The following is a 24,668-nucleotide window of genomic DNA, read 5'->3' as shown; positions in this document are numbered from 1 at the left end:
GGAAGGAGCTCATGGACACTTTTCGCAAAAGATTAATACATTTACATCATTGTAGAGGCATCGGGTGGAGGTCAATAAAAAACCTCTTAACTTACGATCCAAATTTAACAAGAATCTATCAATCTTCTTTTACAGATCTTCAACCACATCTCCCAATCTCCACTTCTCAGCTGAAAAATCTCATGAAAGATTTGCATTCTTCTAACATCCAAAGTATGCTAAATAAGTATAGTGATTACAATATTCACATTGTTACAATATTTGACGATGAGTATCCAAACATGCTAAAACAAATATATGATCCCCCTTGGGTAATCTATGCCAAAGGAGATATTCGATTACTTTCAGATCAAAAATGTCTTAGTGTTGTGGGGGCGAGATATCCTTCTTCATATGGTTTGAAAAGTATAGAAAGGGTCATTTTACCTTTAATTCAATCGGGGTGGACCATTATTAGTGGCTTAGCAAAAGGCATTGACTCTAAAGCACATGAGTTAGCTTTATTAAACAAGGGAAAAACTATCGCTGTTATTGCAGGTGGTTTTCAATATATTTATCCAAAAGAGAATGCAAAACTTGCAAATATGGTAAGTAAGGAAAATTTATTATTATCAGAATACCCGCCCTTCGTAAGGCCTGAACGATGGCAATTTCCTATGAGGAATAGAATTATTAGCGGTTTATCGTTCGGTACAGTTATTATAGAAGCAAGAGAATCGAGTGGTTCGCTCATTACAGCTGATCAAGCTTTAGAGCAGGGGAGAGAGGTATTTGCTATACCAGGTTCAATTTTTGCTGAGCATTCAATTGGAACAAATAAGCTCATTCAACAAGGTGCAAAGCTCGTTATGTCGAGCAACGATATTGAAGCTGAAATGATATCACAAATATAAGGTTTGTTAACTTTTTTGAGAGTAGAGTTTGACAAACTGTATGTGAATATTTAATAATAGTGAAGATTTTATAAATCAGAAAAAATTATATTAATATTGAGAGTTGAGAAAATAGATAGGCCATTTATGAACGCCTAGAGAATTATTATCATTACCCTCTTGAGGAGGACATTTGAATGTCAGATTATCTAGTTATTGTGGAATCGCCTGCTAAGGCGAAGACGATTGAACGATATTTAGGAAAAAAATATAAAGTAAAAGCTTCCATGGGACATGTTAGAGACTTACCTAAAAGTCAAATGGGTGTCGATATAGACAAAAACTTTGACCCAAAGTATATTACGATAAGAGGTAAAGGGCCAGTCTTAAAGGAATTAAAAAATGCTGCTAAAAAAGCAAAAAAGATTTACTTAGCGGCTGACCCTGATCGTGAAGGAGAAGCGATCGCTTGGCATCTTGCTCACAGCCTAGCAATCGATGTTAATTCAAACTGCCGTGTCGTATTTAATGAAATAACGAAGGATGCGATTAAAGAGTCATTTAAGCATCCCCGTGCGATAAACATGGATTTAGTCGATGCCCAGCAAGCTCGAAGAGTACTTGACAGATTAGTAGGGTATAATATTAGTCCTTTATTGTGGAAAAAAGTAAAAAAAGGATTAAGCGCCGGAAGAGTACAGTCAGTAGCGGTTAGATTAATTATTGATCGAGAAAAAGAAATAGGGGAATTTATCCCAGAAGAATATTGGTCAATCAGATCCGATTTTGTTAAAGGCAAAAAACAGTTCGAAGCTTTCTTTCATAGTATCGAGGGTGAAAAGTTAGAGTTAAAATCGGAAGACGATGTAAAAAGTGTACTTAGTAAAATAAACGGGAATGAATTTAAAGTAAATAACGTGACAAGAAAGGAACGAAAACGTAATCCAGCGCTGTCATTTACGACATCATCATTACAACAAGAAGCTGCACGAAAGCTAAATTTCCGTGCAAAAAAGACAATGATGCTTGCACAGCAACTCTATGAAGGGATTGAGCTTGGTAAGGGTGGTACGGTCGGTCTCATTACATACATGCGTACTGATTCTACAAGGATTTCTGACACTGCCCAAAATGAGGCTGCTGCTTACATAGAAGATAAATATGGAACACAATATTTATCCGAGGATAAACGCAACAAAAAAAAGAAAGCTAATACTCAAGACGCACATGAAGCAATAAGACCAACTGGTACACATCGAGATCCAGCTTCAATTAAACAGTATTTAAGTAGAGATCAATTTCGTTTATACAAGCTTATTTGGGAACGGTTCGTTGCGAGTCAAATGGCTCCAGCAACGATGGATACGATGACTGTTGTGCTAGAAAATGAAGGAGTGATGTTTAAAGCACATGGCTCAAAAGTAAAATTCCCTGGGTTTATGAAAGTGTACGTTGAGAGTACAGATGATCAAGAAGAAGAAAAAAATCATATGTTACCTGATCTACAAAAGGGTGATACAATCATTTCGAAGGACCTAGAGCCAAAGCAGCACTTTACACAACCACCCCCGAGATATACAGAAGCAAGGCTAGTAAAGACGCTCGAAGAGTTAGGGATTGGAAGACCATCAACGTATGCGCCTACCTTAGACACCATTCAAAGACGTGGTTATGTTGCGCTAGAAAATAAGCGGTTCACTCCAACTGAATTAGGTGAAATAGTATTGGACCTCATAGTTGAATTCTTCCCAGATATTATTGATGTAGAATTTACAGCTAATATGGAACGAAATCTTGACGAAATTGAAGTTGGAGATGTTGAATGGATTTCGATTATTGATAAATTTTATCAAGACTTTGAAAAGCATTTAACAAAAGCAGAGAAAGAAATGGAGAAAGTGGAGATTAAGGATGAACCTGCAGGTGTTGATTGTGAGCTTTGTGGGAATCCAATGGTCATAAAGATGGGAAGATACGGTAAGTTCATGGCCTGCTCAAATTTTCCTGATTGTCGAAACACGAAGCCAATCGTAAAAGAAATTGGTGTTCAATGTCCAAAATGTAATAAAGGGAGTATCGTTGAACGTAAAAGTAAAAAGAAAAGAGTATTTTATGGGTGTAACTTATACCCAGAATGCGATTTTGTTTCTTGGGATAAACCGATTGCACGTATGTGTCCTAAATGTGACCACATGCTTGTTGAGAAAAAACTGAAAAAAGGTATGCAAGTTCAATGTGTAAATTGTGACTATAAAGAAGAGCAACAGAAGTAACCATAAAGGTGAGCTAACTTGATGCTCACCTCTTTTGGATAGCAAAAAACTGTGAAAGCTTATGCAATAATGGAGGAAAAAGAATGACTACAAAAGCTATAAACGTAATTGGTGCAGGACTTGCTGGAAGTGAAGCTGCTTGGCAAATTGCTAAGCGTGGTTTTCAGGTGAATTTATATGAGATGAGGCCTGTTAAACAAACTCCTGCACACCATACAGATAAATTTGCTGAACTAGTTTGTAGTAACTCTCTGAGAGGAAACAGCTTAACAAACGCTGTAGGCGTACTTAAAGAAGAGATGCGTATGTTAGATTCAGTTATAATTAAAGCAGCGGACGAATGCGCTGTGCCAGCAGGTGGAGCGTTAGCTGTTGACCGCCACGAATTTGCGGGCAAGGTCACAGATTATGTGAAAAATCATCCGAATGTTACAGTGTTTAACGAGGAAATGACTAATATAGATGATACCCCTACAGTTATCGCAACAGGACCTTTGACATCAAAGGCATTGTCGAACAACATAAAAGAGCTAACGGGTCAGGATTATTTTTATTTTTATGATGCTGCTGCACCGATTATTGACAAAGAAAGTATTAATATGGACAAGGCTTATTTGAAATCTCGCTATGATAAAGGTGAGGCTGCTTATATTAACTGTCCTATGAACGAAGAGGAATTTAATACATTTTACGAGGCATTAATCAATGCAGAAGTAGTTCCACTAAAAGAATTTGAAAAGGAAATTTATTTTGAGGGCTGTATGCCAATTGAGGTTATGGCACAACGTGGTCACAAAACAATGCTTTTTGGCCCGCTAAAGCCTGTTGGTTTAGAAGATCCACGTACGGGAAAAAGACCGCATGCTGTTGTTCAACTTAGACAAGATGATGCAGCAGGAACGTTATACAATATAGTGGGCTTTCAAACGCATTTAAAGTGGGGAGCACAAAAAGAAGTGTTACGACTTATTCCTGGTTTAGAAAATGCTGAGATCGTTCGGTATGGGGTGATGCACCGAAACACATTTATTAACTCACCTCACTTACTTAAGCCAACATATCAATTCCATAATAAGCCGAATTTGTTTTTTGCAGGACAAATGACAGGGGTAGAAGGATATGTTGAATCTGCTGCTTCAGGTTTGGTAGCTGGAATTAATGCATCCAGATCAGTGGACGGAAAGAACTTGTTAGTATTCCCAGAAGAAACAGCGATAGGAAGTATGGCTAAGTATATTACAACGACAAATGAAAAAAACTTCCAACCAATGAATGCGAATTTTGGCTTGTTTCCTGACCTAGGTGTAAGGATAAAGAATAAAAAAGAACGCTATGAAAGCTATGCAAATCGCGCGTTAGAAACAATTCAGAATTTTATAAAAAATGTATAGAAATTGTTTGCAAGGGGCTACTAAAGTATGTTACTATTTAGTAGCCCTTGCGAGGTGTATGGCGAATTGAAAAATGTGAACAAACAATTACAATTATTTATTGAATATTTACAAATTGAAAAAAACTATTCAGAATATACCATTATGCATTATAAAAATGATATCTTGCATTTTCTTCAGTTTATGAATCAACAGGCGATTGATAAGCTTTTGGATGTTTCATATGCTGATGTTCGTATCTATTTGACTGAACTTCACAGCAAGAAATATGCAAGAAAGTCTATAGCAAGAAAGGTTTCGTGCCTGCGTAGCTTTTTCGCCTTTTTGTTAAGAGAAGAATTAGTGAACGAAAATCCCTTTTCCATCGTTTCTTTACCGAAGCAGGAACAAAGGATACCACAATTTTTATATGAAGAAGAGCTAAAACAATTATTTGCTGTCAGTGATATTTCAACGCCTTTAGGGCTGCGTAATCAAGCAATACTAGAATTGTTGTATGCTACTGGTATTCGTGTTAGTGAGTGCTGTAATATTCAAATACAAGACTTGGATTTTTCAATTGGTACAGTATTAGTTACTGGAAAAGGAAATAAACAACGATACGTGCCATTTGGTAGCTTTGCTCATGAATCAATAGAAAAATACATTTCTGAAGGTAGGCAAATCTTGCAGGATAAGTCGCAAGTAAAAACAGGACATCTGTTTTTAAATTACAGAGGTGAGCCTTTAACTGCAAGAGGAGTTCGTGTCATACTCGATAAGATGATAAAGCAGGCTTCCATAACTATACATATAAGTCCACACGTTCTTAGGCATACATTCGCCACACATTTATTAAATGAAGGTGCGGATATGCGATCTGTTCAAGAACTTTTAGGGCATGAGCATTTGTCATCAACACAAATATATACGCATGTAACTAAAGATCATTTGCGTAATATTTACATGAAGCACCATCCTAGAGCCTGAGTGAGTGTAAAAAAGGAGGATATGTCATGTCAACGTTTCATGCTACAACAATTTTTGCTATTCACCACAATGGGCAATGTGCGATGGCAGGTGATGGTCAAGTGACTTTCGGTAATGCCGTTGTAATGAAACACACTGCCAAAAAGGTTCGAAAACTATTTCAAGGAAAAGTTATAGCAGGCTTTGCTGGCTCTGTTGCAGATGCCTTTACGCTGTTTGAGCTATTCGAAGGAAAGCTTGAAGAGTATAATGGAAATATTAAAAGGGCAGCGGTTGAACTCGCGAAAAAGTGGAGGTCAGATAAAGTTCTCCATAAATTAGAAGCGATGCTAATTGTAATGGATAAAACGCATTTGTTACTTATTTCGGGCACCGGTGAAGTGATCGAACCTGATGATGGAATTTTAGCTATTGGGTCAGGTGGTAATTATGCATTATCTGCAGGCAGAGCACTTAAAAATTATGCCGGTGATAATTTATCAGCTGAAGAAATCGCCAAAGCTGCTTTAGAAATTGCTGGTGAAATTTGTGTGTATACAAATGATCAGATTATCGTTGAACAACTTTGAGCAATGAAGGAGGGTTTTTAATGAGAAAGAATCTCACTCCGAGACAAATTGTAGAGCAGTTAGATAAGTTTATTATAGGTCAAAGTGATGCAAAAAAAGCTGTTGCTGTTGCTTTAAGAAATCGTTTCCGTCGAAGTCTTCTCGATGAGAAGCTTAGAGATGAAGTTGTACCGAAAAACATCTTAATGATAGGACCCACTGGCGTTGGTAAGACTGAAATTGCTAGACGTTTAGCTAAGCTTGTTGGAGCTCCATTTGTTAAAGTAGAAGCGACTAAGTTTACTGAAGTAGGTTATGTTGGTCGTGACGTTGAATCTATGGTCAGAGACCTTGTGGAGACGTCAGTCCGTCTTGTTAAAGAGGAAAAAATGTTAGCAGTGAAGGAAAGAGCGGAAGAAAACGCCAACAAACGTCTTGTTGAGCTGCTAGCTCCAGGGAAATCTAAACAAACAAATTATAAAAATCCATTTGAGATGTTATTTGGAGGTCAATCTTCCCAAAGTGACAATGAGGAACAAGCTGACGAGGTTTCAGTAAAAGAAAAACGCAAGCAAATTGCCCATAAGCTTGCATTAGGAGAGCTTGAAGATTATTATGTGACTGTTGAAGTAGAGGAACAGCAACCGTCAATGTTCGACATGCTTCAAGGCTCAGGTATGGAACAAATGGGCATGAACATGCAGGATGCTTTGAGTGGGCTGATGCCAAAGAAACGGAAAAAGCGCAAATTAACTGTACGTGAAGCTCGCAAAGTATTAACACATGAAGAGGCCCATAAGCTTATTGATATGGATGAAGTAACACAAGAAGCCGTTCAAAAGGCAGAGCAAACAGGAATTATATTTATTGATGAGATTGATAAAATCGCAAGTAAAAGTCAACAATCATCGTCTGGTGACGTATCTCGTGAAGGTGTGCAGCGAGACATTTTACCAATTGTTGAAGGTTCAACCGTCGTTACAAAATATGGATCGGTAAAAACAGACCATATATTATTTATATCAGCTGGAGCATTCCACATCGCTAAACCGTCGGATTTAATTCCAGAGTTACAGGGGAGATTTCCGATTCGTGTAGAATTAACGAAGTTGACGATTGAAGACTTTGTTAAAATTTTAACAGAGCCAAATAATGCCTTATTGAAACAATATTCAGCATTATTAGGCACAGAAGGTATACAACTTGAATTTTCTGACGATGCTATTCGTAAGCTTGCTGAAATCGCATTTGACGTAAATCAAAACACTGACAATATAGGAGCACGAAGACTTCATACAATCTTAGAGCGACTTCTTGAAGAATTATCTTTTGAAGCTCCTGATATTACGATGGAGAGCATTACGATAACACAACAATATGTTGAAGAAAAACTGAGCATGATAGCAAAAGATAAAGACTTAAGTCAATTTATATTATAACTAGGTGTTCTAACGGAGGATGAAAAGATCGGATTAGAACAGAAAATTCTACTATGATCTTCTTAGTATTATCGTTCTGCACCCGACTTTTTACATAACCTCTGAAGTTGATGAATGCAAAGTACAGGAGGAAGAAAGAAATGAATTTGTTAGAAAAAACGAGAAAAATTAATGCTATGCTCCAAAGAGCGGCTGGAAAACCAGTAAATTTTAAAGAAATGTCTGATACGCTACGTGATGTAATTGAATGTAATATTTTTATTTTAAGTCGCCGTGGTAAACTACTTGGCTTTTCAATTAATCGATTAATTGAAAATGAGCGCATGAAGAAAATGCTAGAAGATCGCCAATTTCCAGAAGAGTATACGAATAACTTATTCAATATTACTGAAACATCTTCTAATTTAGATGTACAAAGTGAATATACAGCCTTCCCTGTAGAAAATAGAGAATTATTTAAATCTGGGCTAACTACGGTCGTGCCAATTAATGGTGGTGGAGAACGTCTTGGAACATTGATTTTGGCTCGCGTTGAAGCAGAGTTCCATGATGATGATCTCATTCTTGCTGAGTACGGAGCAACTGTTGTAGGAATGGAGATTTTACGTGAGAAAGCTGAAGAAATTGAAGTAGAAGCGAGAAGTAAAGCTGTCGTACAAATGGCTATCAGCTCACTTTCTTATAGTGAATTAGAAGCGATTGAGCATATCTTTGAAGAGTTAAATGGCAACGAGGGTCTATTAGTCGCTAGTAAAATCGCTGACAGAGTAGGGATTACCCGATCTGTTATTGTAAATGCATTGAGAAAATTAGAAAGCGCTGGTGTAATAGAGTCTCGTTCACTAGGAATGAAAGGTACGTATATTAAGGTGTTAAATGATAAGTTTTTAGTAGAGCTAGAAAAGCTTAAATCTAATTAATTTCATTGGAGAAGGCTGTACGTTAACTAGTTAACAAATAAAACAGCTAAAGAAAAATTACCTATTTTTCTTTAGCTGTTTTTGTGTTATTTAGGAGAGTAAGGAAGTACACTTGAATTTCTTGTCATGATGCGTAGGATCATAATAGTAACTAAAGGCTATTTTCGCATTGATTATTGTTCATCTTACTAATAAACGCAATACCACTATAGTATTGCAGCATCTTTTCTTTTATATAATGAAAATAATCACATAAGACTTCTTTTTCTATAGGTATAAATAACAACTAAGAAGTTAGCATGTCATAGTTTCCTCTTACAATATATTAATTATCTTATTGATAGCTTAATGGTGATAATACGACAAGTGCCGTTTCTGAAAATTATTCTATTGCTTTTTCTGTGCTGCTACTTTTCGTTCATTCGTTGTAGCGGTGTCCTGTAAATCTTTTCATCCTACCTATCCTATCCCAATTAATCTTCCCCTTAAATATCTTCGAACTGTTTCACTAAGTGGATTTTTTCAAGCCTTGCACTCATTCAATAATAAGTCCTTTTATCATTACTATGAGTTCAGATTAACGTTGTTATCTCTTGCACAAAGATCAAATGATACACTAGCTATTTATAATAAAACCTCCTGAATATGTATCCGCACTTCATAAACATAACGTAGAGTATATATGACATTTTTAAGAAATTTTATACTTATAATGAAATTAGGTGGAATAAAGGGTAAATTTACCCAGTTTTAAAACGACAAAAAATAGTATATTCGACTTTTATCGCCATTTTTATGGGGGTAATTTGTCGTTTTTTTAGACATTCCGTATAGACATGCAATACAAAGCTGTTATAATGAAATCATGTTATTTATTTGGTAATTTATCCTACAAATTTTAAATAGGATTTTCCAGATTAACCAATAAACTATGTGCGTTACTACATTATTCAACACAGAATAGAGGGGTTAAAATGAAGCTATTTTCTAATACGGTTAATGCTTTAGAGTCGGGGTTGAATTATTCATCTTTAAAAGAAAAAGCAATTTCAACTAATATTGCTAACGTTGACACTCCGTATTATAAAGCTAAATCTGTTAGTTTTAAACTGAATCTAGAAAATGCGATGGAGGAGTTTCAAGGCAACGCAACAAATGCTAGACACTTTAATATCTCCTCGTCTTCTGGACAACATCCAATGTCAGTTTCAAGCAGGGGTGATTTAATCTTTAACCACAATGAGAATAACGTAGATATAGACAAAGAAATGACCCTGTTAGCTGAAAATCAAATCTATTTTTATGCTTTATCAGATTTAATTAACGGAAAGTTTGCATCATTAAAATCGGTTATAAAAGGGGGTAGGTAATACATGTCTATTTTTCAAAGTATGAATACAACTGCTTCAGCACTGACTGTACAACGGCTTAGGATGGATGTCATTTCATCGAATATGGCAAATGTAGATACGACACGCGGGAAATTAGTAGATGGTGAATGGCAACCCTATAAAAGAAAAATGGTTTATATAGAAGAAAATGGTGGTCAATTCTCATCATTTTTAAATAAGGCGATGAATAATGAAGATATTAGCAGTGGTGTAAAAGCTACAAAGATTATTGAAGACGAGACGCCGTTTCGATTGGTTTATGACCCTGAACATCCAGATGCAAATACTGAAGGCTATGTTGAGCTACCAAATGTTGACCCGTTGAAGGAAATGGTCGATTTAATGAGCGCAACTAGATCTTATGAAGCAAATGTTACTGTTATGAATGCTTCTAAAGGGATGCTAATGAAGGCATTAGAAATAGGAAAGTAGGTGAATTATAATGATTAGTGCAACCCCAATTGTAAGTACTGCTGTCACACCTGAACAAAACATGAAGACAACCATCACACCTGCTCAAGCACAACAAAACTTCTCTACTATGTTGAAAAGTGCTATTAATCGGGTAAATGATGCTCAAATTGCTTCAAATAATGCAATTGAAAGCCTTGTAAACGGTGAAAATGTTGATTTGCATACAGTAATGATTACAGCTGAAAAAGCGAGCATAACTTTACAAACGTCTCTCGAAATACGAAATAAAGCAGTAGAAGCATATCAGGAAATTATGCGAATGCAAGTGTAAAATACAAATACATAATATTCTTAACCGTTAAATGGATAGAAGACTGATGATATAAAACAGTAACGGTTATTTACTCAACCGAGAATTCGCTAGAATAACCGGAGGAAAATGATGAACGAGACAATGAATAAATATAAAGAGAAATTATCACAATTTTGGAATGCAAGATCAAAAACCCAAAAGGGTGGTATGATCGGAGCCATTGCTCTTTTTGGAATAGCAATTGTAATTATATTATTTTTAGCTAATAACACAAGTCTTCAACCGCTGTATGTAAACTTGTCACCACAAGAGACTGGGCAGATTAAGGCAACATTAGACTCTAGAGGGATAGAATCAACAGTTGCTGACAATGGAACATCAATATTGGTACCTACAGAGATTGTCGATACGCTAATGGTTGAATTAGCAGCAGAGGGAATCCCTGAAAGTGGCAGCTTTGACTATGGTGATTTCGGTAATAATTCAGGTTTAGGAACAACTGAAAACGAATTTAATATGTTGAAGCTAGATGCTACTCAAAATGAATTGGCAAGGTTAATTGAAGGCATCGATGGCGTAGATGATGCCAAAGTAATGATTAATCTTCCGCAACCGACATTATTTGTGAATGAGGTTGGAGAGGAAGCATCTGCATCTATTGTACTACAAACAAAACTAGGATATAAGTTCGATCAGGAAAACGTGAGAGCGCTTTATCACTTAGTTTCAAAAAGTGTACCAAACCTTCCTACTGATAATATCGTCATAATGAACCAAAATTTTGAGTATTTTGACCTAAATAAAGAAAATAATTTTTCTGATGGTGCAATTATCGCTAATCAATTGGAGATTAAACGGGAAGTTGAGCGTGATATTCAACGACAAGTTCAGCAAATGCTCGGCATGATGATGGGGCAAGATAAAGTAGTTGTTTCTGTGACAGCTGACCTAGACTTTACTAAAGAAAATCGGATAGAAAACAGGGTTGAAGCTACGACTGATGATAATGAAGGAATTGCAATCAGTGCTAAAACCATTAGAGAAACGTATTCTGGAGAAGGTGCTCAAGCTGGGGGGATACCGGCTGGTGATAATGACCTTACGACCTTACAAAGTTCAGCTAATAATGAGAATGCCGGTGAATATGAACGTATTGAAGAAACAATTAACAATGAAGTAGACCGTATAACTAAAGAAATAGTTGAAAGTCCGTATAAGGTAAGAGATCTAGGTATTCAAGTAATGGTTGAGCCCCCAGTAGCTAGTGAAGATAGTACTACTGCTGTGCCAACAGGTGACATTCAAGATATACTAAGCTCAATCGTACGTACTTCAATCGTATTAGACGACGGTGACAAATTGACAGTTGATGATGCGAAAAATAAAGTAGTCGTTTCAGTTGCTCAATTTAATGGTAAACCTGTATTTAGTGCGCCATCTAAACCGTTAATTCCGCCTTGGATTTACATCGTTGGAGCGCTATTATTAGCTATCATTATCTTACTTGTCGCTTTATTACTATATAACAGATCACGAGCTACAGAGGAAATTGATATGACGGACCAATCAAAGATTTTCCTTCCAGATGTTAATGATGAGAAAGAAACTGAAACGAATGTGAGAAGAAAACAGTTAGAAAAGATGGCAAAAGACAAACCAGATGATTTTGCAAAGCTATTAAGATCTTGGTTAGCTGAAGATTAGGAGGAAAAAAGATGGCTAATAAAGAAGGAAAAACAATACTAACAGGAAAACAAAAGGCTGCCATTCTTTTAATCTCTCTTGGTCCAGATGTATCAGCATCTATTTATAAGCATTTATCAGAAGAAGAAATTGAGAGGCTAACATTAGAGATTTCTAATGTGAAAAAGGTCGATTCTAAAGCCAAAGAGAAAATTATGGAGGAATTTCATAACATCGCCCTTGCGCAGGATTATATAGCACAAGGGGGAATTGGCTATGCAAAGACAATCCTTGAGAAAGCATTAGGGAGTGAGCAAGCAGCGATTATTATTAATCGCTTAACATCCTCCTTACAAGTTAGACCTTTTGATTTTGTCAGGAAAGCCGATCCTAGTCAAATATTGAATTATATTCAGGAAGAGCATCCGCAAACAATTGCGTTAGTCTTATCCTACTTAGATCCTGCACAAGCAGGACTAATATTGTCAGAATTACCACAAGAGTTACAAACAGAGGTGGCAAGAAGAATTGCATTAATGGAAGGTACATCTCCTGAGATTATAAATGAAGTTGAACAAGTATTGGAAAGGAAGCTTTCGGCAACCGTTACACAAGACTATAATCAAACCGGTGGGATTGAGTCTGTAGTTGATGTATTGAATGGTGTTGATAGAAGCACTGAGAGAACGATACTTGATGCATTAGAAATACAGGACCCAGAGCTAGCAGAAGAAATTAAAAAGAGAATGTTTGTCTTTGAAGATATTGTTACTCTTGATAACCGTGCAATACAGAGAGTAATCAGAGAGGTTCAAAATGATGATCTCATTCTTGCTCTTAAAGTATCTAGTGAAGAGGTCAAAGACGTTGTATTTAGAAATATGTCTAAACGTATGGTTGAATCCTTTAAGGAAGATATGGAATATATGGGACCTGTTCGCTTACGTGATGTTGAGGAAGCCCAAACCAAAATTGTTGAAGTTATTCGTAGACTAGAAGAAACAGGAGAAATCATTGTGGCTCGTGGTGGAGGAGATGATATTATTGTCTAACGTCATAAAAGCACCATTTACTTCAGTCACTTCTAGAGACAAAAAGGTGATAGGACTCCAAACTTTTTCAAATGAAGGAGGAGCCGACAATGTTAGCAATGATTCGGAAAAACAGCTAGCTCAACAACTGATAACTGATGCGAAACAAGAAGCGAAAGAATTGCTGGAGAATGCCAATAAACAACTTAAGCAAGTAAATGAAGAAATTGAACAAACAAAACAAGCATGGCTAAAAGAAAAACAACAGCTAGAAGCTGAGGCGAAAGAGACTGGCTATAAGGCAGGTTTTCAGTCTGGTGAAGAAGCTGGCTACACCGAATATAGTGAAAAATTGAGTGAAGCAAAACACATAGTCAGTTTAACAAAAAAAGATTACCATGAAATCTTGGATTCAGCTGAGGAAAAAATGCTGCTTATCGGCATAAAAGTAGCTGAACGGATCCTGGGAGAAACTCTAGACGGAGACGAAGGGCAATTCGTACATATTGTTAAGCGAGCCTTAAAAGAAGTAAAGGAACATACTGATATTAAAATATATGTTCACCCATCGCAATATGACCTAGTTATAAGTCGCAAAAATGAGTTGTTCGATCTTTTAAACCATATGACTGAATTATATATCTACCCAGACGAGGATAGAAAAGAAACTGGCTGTATTATAGAATCATCATTTGGCAAAATTGATGCAAGTGTAGATAGCCAGTTAGAAGAAATAAAGGCTAAACTAATTGAACTTTTAGTAGAGGAATGATAGTAGTTGAAATTAGCTAGCTTAATGAATGACATCCATTCAATAGACACATATAAACGATATGGGAAAGTAACAAGAGTTGTAGGTTTAATGATCGAGTCTAAAGGTCCCGAAAGCTCAATAGGAGACGTATGTTACATATACGTTGATTCAAACAAGAACAATAAAATCATGGCAGAGGTTGTTGGATTTCGGGATGAATTTGTAATACTAATGCCTTATATGGGTGTTAGTAGTATATCGTCAGGCAGTGTTGTAGAAACAACGAAAAATCCACTACAAATAAAAGTAGGTTCAGCATTAATAGGGAAGGTGCTAAATTCGTTAGGACATCCTTTAAATGGTGGGGAGCTACCAAAAGGATTAGCGACGGTTAAGACGGAAAAGTCTCCTCCAAACCCAATGGAGAGACCGCCTATTGACGAAGAAATAGAAGTCGGTGTTCGCATGATAGATGGCCTGTTAACAGTTGGGAAAGGGCAACGTGTTGGCATTTTCGCTGGATCAGGTGTTGGGAAAAGTACATTGATGGGCATGACTGCTCGATATACTAGCGCAGATTTAAACATCATCGCGTTGATTGGTGAACGTGGAAGAGAGGTTCGTGAATTCATCGAAAGAGATCTTGGAGAAGAGGGTCTAAAGCGATCAATCGTTATTGTAGCAACTTCCGATCAGCCTGCTTTAATGAGAATAAAAGGCGCTTATACAGCTACAACGATTGCCGAATATTTTCGAGATCAAGGGCTAAATGTTATGTTAATGATGGATTCAGTTACTAGAGTCGCGATGGCACAAAGAGAAATTGGCTTAGCTACTGGTGAGCCACCAACGACTAAGGGGTATACCCCGTCCGTATTTGCAATACTTCCAAAGTTATTAGAGAGAACTGGTACAAATCAACTCGGTTCTATTACATCCTTTTATTCTGTATTAGTTGACGGAGATGATATGAACGAGCCAATTGCGGATGCAGTCAGAGGGATCTTGGATGGCCACTTCGTGTTAGATCGTAATCTTGCGAATAAAGGACAATTTCCTGCTATTAACTTATTAAAAAGCGTAAGTCGTGTGATGAACCAGATAGCACCAAACGAACAAATAGTAGCTGCAGAAAAATTTAGAGAACTTCTATCAACATATATGAATTCCGAAGATTTAATTAATATTGGAGCATATAAAAGGGGTTCATCAAAGAATATAGATGAAGCCATTCGTTTTTATCCGAAACTTGTTGATTACTTGAAGCAGAATACAAATGATAAGATTAATAGCAAGGATAGTGTATCGTCATTACTTCGTTTAATAGAGACAGGTGAATAAAAATACAATGACATATTCTTATAAATTTCATCAAATATTATCGATTAAGGAACATGAGAAAGAGGCTGTTCTTGTTGAGTATAATAAATCAATTGAGAATTTTGAAATAATAGGTAAGAAATTATATGAATTGTTAAAGCAAAAGGAAGAACGTCAGGCAGGGCAATCTGAAAAAATAACGAGAGGATCGTCCATTGAGGATATCCAAAAATATCAACGCTTCATGTTAAAAATCGATCAAGATATTAACAATTTGCAACAGTTAGTTGCTGAAGCACGTGCCCAAATGCAAGCAAAAGAAAAGTTGCTCCTTGAGGCTAATATTGAAATGAAAAAATATGAAAGAATGAAAGAAATTGACTATGAAAACTTCGTTACGACTAATAAGTGTAACGAAAATAAATTAATGAATGAAATTTCGGTGCAGCAATTTTTAAGAACGAGGGTGAATACAGAGTGAAAAAGAAAAAAGAACTCAGTAAGTTCCGAAGGTTTCTATTCATAATAGTTATCCCGTTCGCATTAGCTTTTAGCATTGTGCTCATCATCATCAGTTTGAAGGGCGGTAATGTCTTTGAAGATACAAAGCAATACGCTGCACAAATACCATTCATTGCTAATGTTGTAAGCACAACGGGTACAACGGATCCTGATATGAATGAGAACCAAGATACAATTATAGAACAAAAAGCCACTATAGCTGATTTGGAAGCGAAAATTGAAAACCAACAGGCTGAGGTAGATGATCATAAAGCTACAATCGCAAAACAAGAAGATCAGATAAATAAGTTAGAAGCAGAATTAAACAATTTAAATGTGAAAAAGAATGATGAAAAAAAAGATGATTTAATCGTCAGTCCATATGAGAATATGACAGCAAAAAACGCTGCTGCAATTATGCAAAAGATGGATGATGACTATGTGATAGACATATTGGCGTCAATGGAAATGGAAAAAAGAGCAGCAGTCTTAGAAAAAATGGAACCTAAATCTGCAGCGGAGTTTACACAGCTACTAGCAGAAGAATTTAATGGTGAGTAAAAATTCAGTCATTACATGAGAGGAGGTGAAAACGATGAGTGTACAACTAATACAGCCAGTTTCTGTTAGTCAAAAGAAGGCTAAAGACAATTTTCTGGATACAACATCAAACGACTCTGGTTTTAAAGAAAAACTATCAGGAGCAATTTCAAGTAAAGATCAAGGCAATAGTACTAACGTAACAAAAGAGGATCAAGACAAAGGTGTTAACGTTAACGGAAATAATAATGGTGTAGATCAACATAATGAAAAAGCTCATGTTGCCCAGGAAATGAAAGAGCAGGACATTGATTATATTAATGAACAACTTGATCAGTTATTAGTAGCAGATGTAAGCGAATTATCTAATGAAGAACTTCTATTATTAATAGATAATATGGCCAATAATTTAACCATCCGCCAAGATTTATTACTAACTCTTCAAGGACAAGGTAAATTATCGGAGGATATTCTTACAGCTATAGAACGTGTTGCTAATTCGCTGAAAAATGATGGTACAGTATCACAACAATTACTCATGAATGTTGTAGAGAATTTGAAGAATTTAACAAATCAACTACAGGGCGCGTCAGGTCGTAACAATGATAGTTTATCGACCTTGCAGCAACTATTAAATTCACTAGTAAATGCATCTTCTGAAATGGTGAAGGAACAAAACAAAACGAGTAATCATGACGTGAAAACAAATGGCCGTCATCAATTTTTTATCGGTGCAGATAATCGATTAAATATTGAGCTCACGAAGGGTAATTCAACCGTCCCTGCTTCACAAAACAATCATCTATTATTATCTGGAATGACCTTGAAGCAACCGATAGAAGCTATAACACAACCTGTAGTGAATGTTGACATTCCACAAGGGCAAATGGATAAAATTCAACAATTTGTCTTATTTGTCGGGCAACCAGATAAAGGTGCTAATGAAGAGCAATTTATTAAAGATTTTCAGAACATATTAGCAAAAGGTAATCTATCATTTTTAAATGGGAATAAAACATTACAAATAAAACTATTCCCTGAGCATCTCGGTTCATTAAAAATTGAATTACAACAGACCGAAGCTGGTATGCTAGCTAGAATTATTACGTCTTCAACTGCTGCTAAAGAATTAATAGAGTCTCAATTATTTAACTTAAAGCAATCGTTTCAGGCTCAAAATATTCAAGTAGATAAACTAGTCATTTCTGATCAACTAGAACAACAATTTATGAGATTCCTTAACCGTGATCAAAATGACCAACAGAGACAAAATCAAAGCGAGCAAGATGACCAAAATGATAATCAAGCAAATGATGAACCATTATCTTTTGAAGAAGTTTTACTTAATCTACAAGTATAGGTAAAGGTGATGAATATGGCTACTACAATTCCAGCAGATTATTATTTATCCTCATATCAAAATGAAGAGAGAAATACAGGGTCTGATATATTAGGAAAAGACGATTTTCTAAAAATTTTAATGACACAATTGCAAAATCAAGACCCACTTAATCCAATGCAGGATAAGGATTTTATTGCCCAAATGGCTACGTTTTCTTCATTAGAGCAAATGATGGCTATGTCAGAATCGATGGAACTTATGCTACAACAGAGCATACAATCCAATCTTGTTAGTTACAATCAATTTGTCGGTAAAGATGTAACATATCATAAAGAAGTGATAGATGAGGATGGTTCAACGATTGTTGAAGGGACAGGAGTTATTAGTTCAATTCAATATATTAACGGTGAAGTTTATTTTGAGCTAGAAGATGGTTCAACTTTGGAATTAGGTAATATTTCTGGAATTAACCATACTACTACAGACAATCACATATTACAAGGTAGTGAATTAATAGGGAAGTCAGTTATGTGGCAAAGAGATGATGGGACTGAAATGTCAGCGACAGTTCTTTCTGTTTTGTTTAACAATGGACAAACGACATACCAGCTTGATGATGCAGATGGAACTACTATTTCTGCTTCACAAATTCTCAAAATTTCTGCATAAACGTGAAAATTTGTCCCTCTTAATAATCGGAGGTGAATAATTGACACAGCGTATCATTCATGCTTATCAACAGCATCAAATTAGTCCTAAAAATAACCATGTTTCAACTACTAAGCAAACTGCTTCAGCTGATTTTAAAACACAATTCGGTCTTGCACTAGCATCTACTAATGAACTCAAAATTAGTAAACATGCGAGTCAGCGAATAATGGAGCGCAATATTACGATTGATAATCGGCAATGGAACAAGATAAGTGAAAAAGTTGACGAAGCGAAACAAATGGGTATCCAAGATTCACTCGTATTATTAAATAATGCTGCATTAATTGTCAGTGCAAAAAATAACACAGTAGTTACAGCGATGGATAGAAATGAAGCAACAACGCAAATATTTTCGAATATAAACGGAACAATCATTATTGATTGATTGGCTGGACCATATGGAGGCCAAGGTTACGGAATGACAGATGTAACCGCATAGAAAGGAGATCGTATATATGTTACGTTCGATGTATTCAGGAATTTCAGGAATGAAAAACTTCCAAACAAAGCTAGATGTAATCGGTAATAATATCGCAAATGTTAACACTTTCGGCTTTAAAAAAGGTCGTGCTATGTTTAAAGACCTTGTCAGCCAGCAAGTAGCAGGTGCTTCAGCACCGGTACAGAATGGAAGAGGGGGAACAAACCCTAAACAAGTGGGCTTAGGGGCGCAATTGGCTTCCATTGATACGATTCATACCCAAGGTAGTCTACAAACAACGAATCGAACTTTAGATTTATCGATATCAGGAGACGGTTACTTTGTCGTAACTGATGGTGCAAATGACTATTATACTCGTGCAGGTAATTTTTATTTGGATGAAAATGGGGATATTGTAAATAACGATGGATTTTACTTAAAGGAAGTAAATGGTAATGGTACAGATTATCCTATTAACATACCTGATACTGCGTCTGAATTTAGTATTGGACAAGATGGTAGTGTGACGTATACAGACCCCTCAAATACGACCAACCCATTAGTAGTTGAGGGAACCATAGCTTTAGCAAAATTCCCTAATAATGGAGGTCTTCAAAAAGTGGGGAATAATCTTTATATCGAAACGATAAATTCAGGTGATGTTAGTATAGCTTTACCTGGTAGTGGTGGTACTGGAAGTATCGAACCTGGTACGCTAGAAATGTCCAATGTTGATCTTTCTGAGGAATTTACAGAAATGATCGTTGCTCAGCGTGGATTCCAAGCGAACACTCGAATTATTACAACATCGGATGAAATTTTACAAGAACTTGTTAACCTAAAACGTTAAATTTAAAAAGGGGAAAGGGCAAATAGAATTTTACATATCTAGTTAATACATAGCTTGCTGTTAATCTTGAAGGTGAATTCTATTTGCCCATATTTGAAAATATGATTGCACTCACCAGGCTAAATGGAAAAACATATATGTTAAATGCGATTTACATTGAGCAGGTTGAAGCATTTCCTGATACGACGATTACTTTAACAAATGGGAAAAAATTTGTTGTTAAAGAAGACGTAGATGATGTTGTACAACAAATTGAACAGTATTATACAAAGATAAATATAATTGGGACTCATCGAGAGACGGAAGGTGAGGAAAGTGAATAAAAATAGATTATATACACTTATGATAATAATGCTTGCAACCTTTACGATCGTAGGTTTGATATTGCTATTCGTTTTGCTTGATATAGGAGATAAAGATGTAGAAGCAGCTCCTACTATTGATGAAATAATAGATAACTCTATGGATATGGATGACATTACCACCAATCTACTTGATGAAGGGTTTATCCGTGTCTCCTTTAAAATAGAAACTGATAGTAAAGGTTCGAAAAAAGAACTGCAGAAACGCGATTTTCAAGTGCGTAATATTATAATCCAAGAGATTTCTGAAATGAAAGCAGAGCAATTCAGTGGTAAAGAAGGCAAAATATATCTTGAGGAGAAATTAATGAACAAAATCAATGAGTTAATGCAAGATGGAAATGTAAATAGAGTTTACATTACCTCCTTTCTTCTTCAATAACTCTTTATCAATTGGTGGAGTCAGATCGAAGATGGAGGTGAACAAATTTGTCAAGTGAAGTGTTATCCCAAAGTGAAATTGATGCTTTATTGTCTGCAATATCAACAGGCGAGATGAATGCGGAGGAGTTAAAAAAGGAAGAATCCGAAAAGAAAGTAAAAGTTTATGATTTTAAAAGAGCTTTACGCTTCTCCAAAGATCAAATTCGTAGTTTAACCCGAATTCATGAAAATCTAGCAAGATTATTTACTAATTATTTTTCAGCACAGTTACGTACATATATTCAAATTACAGTCGCGTCTGCAGATCAAGTCCCATATGAGGAGTTTATCCGTTCAATACCTAAGATGACTGTGTTGAACGTGTTTGAGGTACCTCCTTTAGAAGGTAGAATCTTGATGGAAGTGAACCCGAATATCGCATACTCGATGTTAGATCGCGTGTTAGGTGGAAGTGGACATAATTTTAATAAGGTAGATCGATTAACCGAAATTGAAACAACGATCATGTCTAACCTTTTTGAAAAATCTGTAGATAATTTAAAGGAAGCATGGAGTAATATTGTTGAAATGGAGCCTGCATTAGTTAATTTTGAAGTGAATCCTCAATTTTTACAAATGGTTTCACCAAATGAAACAGTAGTGGTCATTTCGATGAATACCCAAATTGGCGATACGACTGGAATGATAAATATTTGTATTCCACACGTCGTCTTAGAACCGATCATCCGGAAATTATCTGTTCATTACTGGATGCAAAAAGGTGAGAAAGAACGAGAGCCTCAAGAGATTGAAGCACTAAAAGAGCGGATTAAATTGACTGAGGTTCCTATTACCGCTGAGCTTGGTACTTCAGAAATTCCAATAGAAGACTTCTTGCATCTTGATGTTGGTGATGTCATTCAATTAAATCAAAAGATAGATCAACCTTTAACTATAAAAGTGAATGATTTGCCAAAATTCACTGGACAACCTGGAAAAGTTGGTAAAACACAAGCAGTCCAGTTGATAGATCATGTGAGAGGGGGAAATGAATATGTTAAATGATGATATGCTATCACAAGACGAAATAGATGCACTGCTAGGTGGTACTGATGATGAGAGCAGTGACAGCCAGAACCAAGGTCATGCAGCAGAGGAGTTTTTGTCTGATTTTGAAAAAGACGCGTTAGGTGAAATAGGAAATATTTCCTTTGGTAGTTCAGCGACTGTACTCTCCACCTTATTAAATCAAAAGGTGGAAATTACAACACCTTTAGTATCCGTTGTATTAAAAAGTAGATTAAAAGATGAATTTCCTCACCCATATGTAGCGGTACAAGTTAATTATACAGAAGGATTTTCTGGCTCAAATTTATTAGTAATTAGACAAAGTGATGCGGCGATTATTGCTGATATTATGCTCGGAGGAGATGGAAAGAACCCTCCTGAAGGTAAGCTTGGAGAGATCCAAATAAGTGCTGTACAAGAAGCTATGAATCAAATGATGGGTTCAGCAGCTACATCCATGTCGACAGTATTTAACAAAAAAGTCGATATTTCTCCACCGAGTATTGATATACTTGATATTAAGGAAGGTGAAGGAACAGAAAGAATTCCCGAAGTTGATAGCTTAATAAAAGTATCATTTAGATTAAAAGTAGGGGATTTAATCGATTCCAATATTATGCAACTTTTACCGAAAACTTTTGGAAAAGATTTAGCGGAAGATTTACTTTTCTCAGAAGATAGTAATCAGATGGCAGTGGAAGGCTCTCATAAGGAACAAGCTATGAATTCAAAGGAAGAGATACCAGTTCAACATGCTATGGATGAAGTTGCAGCTACTTCATTGTTAGAAAGAGAAGTAGGTCATGAAGTAAACCATGGCTCAGCCCCACAATATATAGGAGCAGGTGTAAGTAAATCATCAAGAATGGCAACACCTAATATTCAACCAGCCGAATTTTCTAACTTTGAAAGGACACCTATGACCACAGTTGAATCAAACAATCTTGATATGTTATTAGATATTCCTTTAAAAGTCACTGTTGAGTTAGGGCGCACAAAACAAAATGTAAAAGATGTTTTAGAGCTATCATCTGGTTCAATTATTGAACTTGATAAATTAGCGGGAGAGCCAGTTGATATTTTAGTAAATAATAAGAAAATTGCCCAAGGTGAAGTAGTCGTAATAGAAGAAAACTTCGGGGTTAGGGTAACAGATATTATAAGTCAATCAGATCGTGTCAAAAAATTGCGTTAAGAAGCATGGAGGTATTATAAAATATGAGTCATAAGATTTTGATCGTAGATGATGCGGCATTTATGAGAATGATGATTAAAGATATATTAACGAAAAATGGATTTGATGTTGTTGGCGAAGCTGCCGATGGTGTTCAAGCAATTGAAAAATATAAAGAATTCCAACCAGATTTAGTCACTTTAGATATTACTATGCCTGAATTGGATGGGATTTCAGTGTTGAAAGAAATTCGTAAAATAAACCCAAATGCAAAAATAGTGATGTGTTCAGCAATGGGACAACAGGCGATGGTCATAGATGCTATTCAAGCTGGAGCGAAAGATTTTATCGTTAAACCATTCCAAGCAGAACGTGTTATTGAAGCAATTAATAAAACGTTAAATTAAAATGAGGTTTCCATCTTGCAAGCAAAAAAAATATTATTAATAGCAATTTTATATACCATTATCTTTGCTCCGCTACAATCTTTGATTGTTTATGCGGAGCAGTCATCACCAATGAGTGTAACAGATTATTTTGACGAAGATAGTAATTTAGAAGACGGTAACAATGAAGATGAGGTAGGTCCACTTGTAGAAAATCAAAATACGGTGGGCTTATGGGATGTTACAAAAATGATTTTTGCCACCATTTTTGTGATTCTACTTATCTATTTGTTAATTAAATTTGTCAATAAAAAAAGTAGTGCTCAAAGCAATTTTAAATATGTCGAGAATTTAGGTGGAACTGGCTTAGGTTCTAATCGCTCCGTTCAGCTCATTAAAGTCGGTAAGCGTATTTTAGTTGTTGGCGTAGGTGAAGATATTCAATTATTACGAGAAATTGACAATGAGCATGAAGTACAACAAATCGTAGATGATCATCATAATAAGCTAAATCAAATGGTGCAGCCAGCACATTTAGTGAAGAAGCTTTTATCGTCTCGCGATAAAAAGCAACATCATAATGATGAAAATTTCGCTAGTGTGCTCAAATCACAGTTGGATGAGCTTTCTGAAGAAAGAAAACATCTTCTACATGAGCAAGATAAAGAAAGGGACTAGTTTGAATGAATGAGATTGCAGAGCTTTTTAATACGAGTGATCCCCAAAATGTATCAACGACAGTCAAACTATTACTATTATTGACGGTCCTTTCTTTAGCTCCAAGTATTTTAATATTAATGACCAGCTTTACTAGAGTAGTAGTTGTGTTATCGTTTGTTAGGACATCGTTAGGGACACAACAAATGCCCCCAAACCAAGTAATAGTAGGGTTGTCTCTATTTTTAACCTTTTTTATTATGGCGCCAACTTTTCAAGAGGTGAATGAACAAGCCTTGACACCTTTATTTAACGAAGAAATTAACATAGAAGAAGCTTATGAACGAGCGAGTATACCTATGAAAGAATATATGAGTAATCATACGCGACAAAAAGATTTAGCGCTATTTTTACAATATGGAGAATATGAGAGCCCATCATCAATTGAAGACATTCCGATGACAGCACTTGTCCCGGCATTTGCGATCAGTGAATTGAAAACAGCATTTCAAATTGGCTTTATGATTTTTGTACCTTTTTTAGTTATTGATATGGTAGTCGCTAGTGTTTTAATGTCCATGGGGATGATGATGTTACCACCAGTTATGATTGCCTTACCATTTAAAATACTATTGTTTGTACTAGTTGATGGCTGGAATCTTGTTATTAAATCACTATTAACAAGCTTTGGTTAGGAGACAAGTTATGGATGCTCAAACTGTTATATCACTTGCCCAATCAGGTGTTTACACTGTACTGATAGTAAGTGGTCCTCTGCTATTATTAGCTTTAGGTGTAGGCTTGGCTGTTAGTATTTTTCAGGCTACTACACAAATACAAGAACAAACATTGGCGTTTATTCCGAAGATTGTTGCTGTTTTTATAGGGTTGGTTGTATTTGGTCCCTGGATGTTATCTAGGATGATCAGTTATACATATGAGATTTTTAATAATTTGCATAAGTTTGTGGGTTAA

At 35.9% G+C, this 24,668-nt stretch carries 28 protein-coding genes; all 28 read left to right on the top strand.

Annotation, left to right across the window (positions count from 1 at the left end; all coding sequences use genetic code 11):
• Positions 1-11 precede the first annotated feature (11 nt).
• The 28 genes from dprA to fliQ all read left to right on the top strand — a co-directional run bounded on the left by dprA (position 12) and on the right by fliQ (position 24,668).
• Positions 12-893, top strand: coding sequence for a DNA-processing protein DprA (gene dprA / locus SLH48_RS15770; protein ID WP_320258940.1), 882 nt, complete (start codon positions 12-14; stop codon positions 891-893).
• A 176-nt stretch (positions 894-1,069) separates the two neighbouring features.
• The gene (topA, locus tag SLH48_RS15765; protein WP_320258939.1) at positions 1,070-3,145 is read left to right on the top strand and encodes a type I DNA topoisomerase; all 2,076 of its coding nucleotides are present in this window, start codon (positions 1,070-1,072) and stop codon (positions 3,143-3,145) included.
• An 83-nt stretch (positions 3,146-3,228) separates the two neighbouring features.
• Positions 3,229-4,536: an FADH(2)-oxidizing methylenetetrahydrofolate--tRNA-(uracil(54)-C(5))-methyltransferase TrmFO gene (gene trmFO, locus SLH48_RS15760; protein ID WP_320258938.1), complete on the top strand. Its 1,308-nt coding sequence runs from the start codon at positions 3,229-3,231 to the stop codon at positions 4,534-4,536.
• Positions 4,537-4,602: 66 nt separating this feature from the next.
• Entirely contained in the window at positions 4,603-5,505 is a 903-nt protein-coding gene (gene xerC, locus SLH48_RS15755; protein WP_214482782.1) for a tyrosine recombinase XerC, read from the top strand.
• Between the two features lie 26 nt (positions 5,506-5,531).
• Positions 5,532-6,074 (top strand): ATP-dependent protease subunit HslV, encoded by a 543-nt coding sequence (gene hslV, locus SLH48_RS15750; RefSeq protein ID WP_214482673.1) that lies wholly within the window; start codon positions 5,532-5,534, stop codon positions 6,072-6,074.
• A 20-nt stretch (positions 6,075-6,094) separates the two neighbouring features.
• Positions 6,095-7,492, top strand: coding sequence for an HslU--HslV peptidase ATPase subunit (gene hslU / locus SLH48_RS15745; RefSeq protein ID WP_214482674.1), 1,398 nt, complete (start codon positions 6,095-6,097; stop codon positions 7,490-7,492).
• Between the two features lie 140 nt (positions 7,493-7,632).
• Entirely contained in the window at positions 7,633-8,412 is a 780-nt protein-coding gene (gene codY / locus SLH48_RS15740; protein WP_214482675.1) for a GTP-sensing pleiotropic transcriptional regulator CodY, read from the top strand.
• Positions 8,413-9,386: 974 nt separating this feature from the next.
• Positions 9,387-9,782, top strand: coding sequence for a flagellar basal body rod protein FlgB (gene flgB / locus SLH48_RS15735; protein WP_214482676.1), 396 nt, complete (start codon positions 9,387-9,389; stop codon positions 9,780-9,782).
• Between the two features lie 3 nt (positions 9,783-9,785).
• Positions 9,786-10,235, top strand: a complete 450-nt coding sequence (gene flgC, locus SLH48_RS15730) for a flagellar basal body rod protein FlgC (protein WP_214482677.1) — start codon at positions 9,786-9,788, stop codon at positions 10,233-10,235.
• A gap of 10 nt (positions 10,236-10,245) precedes the next feature.
• Positions 10,246-10,548, top strand: coding sequence for a flagellar hook-basal body complex protein FliE (gene fliE, locus SLH48_RS15725; protein WP_214482678.1), 303 nt, complete (start codon positions 10,246-10,248; stop codon positions 10,546-10,548).
• Between the two features lie 111 nt (positions 10,549-10,659).
• On the top strand, positions 10,660-12,234 hold the full coding sequence (gene fliF, locus SLH48_RS15720) for a flagellar basal-body MS-ring/collar protein FliF (RefSeq protein WP_320258936.1): 1,575 nt from the start codon (positions 10,660-10,662) through the stop codon (positions 12,232-12,234).
• 11 nt (positions 12,235-12,245) lie between these two features.
• Positions 12,246-13,265: a flagellar motor switch protein FliG gene (fliG, locus tag SLH48_RS15715; RefSeq protein ID WP_214482680.1), complete on the top strand. Its 1,020-nt coding sequence runs from the start codon at positions 12,246-12,248 to the stop codon at positions 13,263-13,265.
• Positions 13,258-14,016 carry a flagellar assembly protein FliH gene (fliH, locus tag SLH48_RS15710; RefSeq protein WP_320258935.1) on the top strand — a complete coding sequence of 253 codons (759 nt, stop codon included), beginning with the start codon at positions 13,258-13,260 and terminating at the stop codon, positions 14,014-14,016. Before fliG ends, fliH begins: the two co-directional genes overlap by 8 nt.
• Before the next feature lie 6 nt (positions 14,017-14,022).
• Positions 14,023-15,339, top strand: coding sequence for a flagellar protein export ATPase FliI (fliI, locus tag SLH48_RS15705; protein WP_320258934.1), 1,317 nt, complete (start codon positions 14,023-14,025; stop codon positions 15,337-15,339).
• 7 nt (positions 15,340-15,346) lie between these two features.
• Positions 15,347-15,799 (top strand): flagellar export protein FliJ, encoded by a 453-nt coding sequence (gene fliJ / locus SLH48_RS15700; RefSeq protein WP_320258933.1) that lies wholly within the window; start codon positions 15,347-15,349, stop codon positions 15,797-15,799.
• Complete coding sequence (locus tag SLH48_RS15695) at positions 15,796-16,380, top strand: MotE family protein (RefSeq protein WP_320258932.1); 585 nt, start codon at positions 15,796-15,798, stop codon at positions 16,378-16,380. Before fliJ ends, SLH48_RS15695 begins: the two co-directional genes overlap by 4 nt.
• A 34-nt stretch (positions 16,381-16,414) precedes the next feature.
• Positions 16,415-17,719, top strand: coding sequence for a flagellar hook-length control protein FliK (locus tag SLH48_RS15690; RefSeq protein WP_320258931.1), 1,305 nt, complete (start codon positions 16,415-16,417; stop codon positions 17,717-17,719).
• A 15-nt stretch (positions 17,720-17,734) separates the two neighbouring features.
• Entirely contained in the window at positions 17,735-18,370 is a 636-nt protein-coding gene (flgD, locus tag SLH48_RS15685) for a flagellar hook assembly protein FlgD (protein WP_214482686.1), read from the top strand.
• A gap of 40 nt (positions 18,371-18,410) precedes the next feature.
• On the top strand, positions 18,411-18,797 hold the full coding sequence (locus SLH48_RS15680; protein WP_320258929.1) for a TIGR02530 family flagellar biosynthesis protein: 387 nt from the start codon (positions 18,411-18,413) through the stop codon (positions 18,795-18,797).
• Between the two features lie 70 nt (positions 18,798-18,867).
• The gene (gene flgG, locus SLH48_RS15675) at positions 18,868-19,683 is read left to right on the top strand and encodes a flagellar basal body rod protein FlgG (protein ID WP_320258928.1); all 816 of its coding nucleotides are present in this window, start codon (positions 18,868-18,870) and stop codon (positions 19,681-19,683) included.
• Between the two features lie 101 nt (positions 19,684-19,784).
• The gene (locus tag SLH48_RS15670; RefSeq protein WP_214482783.1) at positions 19,785-20,006 is read left to right on the top strand and encodes a flagellar FlbD family protein; all 222 of its coding nucleotides are present in this window, start codon (positions 19,785-19,787) and stop codon (positions 20,004-20,006) included.
• Positions 19,999-20,427 carry a flagellar basal body-associated protein FliL gene (fliL, locus tag SLH48_RS15665; RefSeq protein WP_320258927.1) on the top strand — a complete coding sequence of 143 codons (429 nt, stop codon included), beginning with the start codon at positions 19,999-20,001 and terminating at the stop codon, positions 20,425-20,427. The genes SLH48_RS15670 and fliL overlap by 8 nt, the downstream gene beginning before the upstream one ends.
• A 47-nt stretch (positions 20,428-20,474) precedes the next feature.
• The gene (fliM, locus tag SLH48_RS15660; protein ID WP_214482690.1) at positions 20,475-21,473 is read left to right on the top strand and encodes a flagellar motor switch protein FliM; all 999 of its coding nucleotides are present in this window, start codon (positions 20,475-20,477) and stop codon (positions 21,471-21,473) included.
• Positions 21,463-22,671: a flagellar motor switch phosphatase FliY gene (fliY, locus tag SLH48_RS15655; protein ID WP_320258926.1), complete on the top strand. Its 1,209-nt coding sequence runs from the start codon at positions 21,463-21,465 to the stop codon at positions 22,669-22,671. The genes fliM and fliY overlap by 11 nt, the downstream gene beginning before the upstream one ends.
• Before the next feature lie 23 nt (positions 22,672-22,694).
• The gene (locus SLH48_RS15650; RefSeq protein ID WP_214482692.1) at positions 22,695-23,057 is read left to right on the top strand and encodes a response regulator; all 363 of its coding nucleotides are present in this window, start codon (positions 22,695-22,697) and stop codon (positions 23,055-23,057) included.
• A 15-nt stretch (positions 23,058-23,072) separates the two neighbouring features.
• Complete coding sequence (locus SLH48_RS15645) at positions 23,073-23,714, top strand: flagellar biosynthetic protein FliO (protein WP_214482693.1); 642 nt, start codon at positions 23,073-23,075, stop codon at positions 23,712-23,714.
• Between the two features lie 5 nt (positions 23,715-23,719).
• On the top strand, positions 23,720-24,388 hold the full coding sequence (gene fliP / locus SLH48_RS15640) for a flagellar type III secretion system pore protein FliP (protein ID WP_214482694.1): 669 nt from the start codon (positions 23,720-23,722) through the stop codon (positions 24,386-24,388).
• 10 nt (positions 24,389-24,398) lie between these two features.
• Entirely contained in the window at positions 24,399-24,668 is a 270-nt protein-coding gene (gene fliQ, locus SLH48_RS15635) for a flagellar biosynthesis protein FliQ (RefSeq protein WP_214482695.1), read from the top strand.

This window comes from Cytobacillus sp. IB215316 (assembly GCF_033963865.1).
Classification (GTDB): Bacteria; Bacillota; Bacilli; order Bacillales; family SM2101; genus Nanhaiella; species Nanhaiella sioensis.
This window is presented reverse-complemented; position numbering and strand designations above follow the sequence as displayed.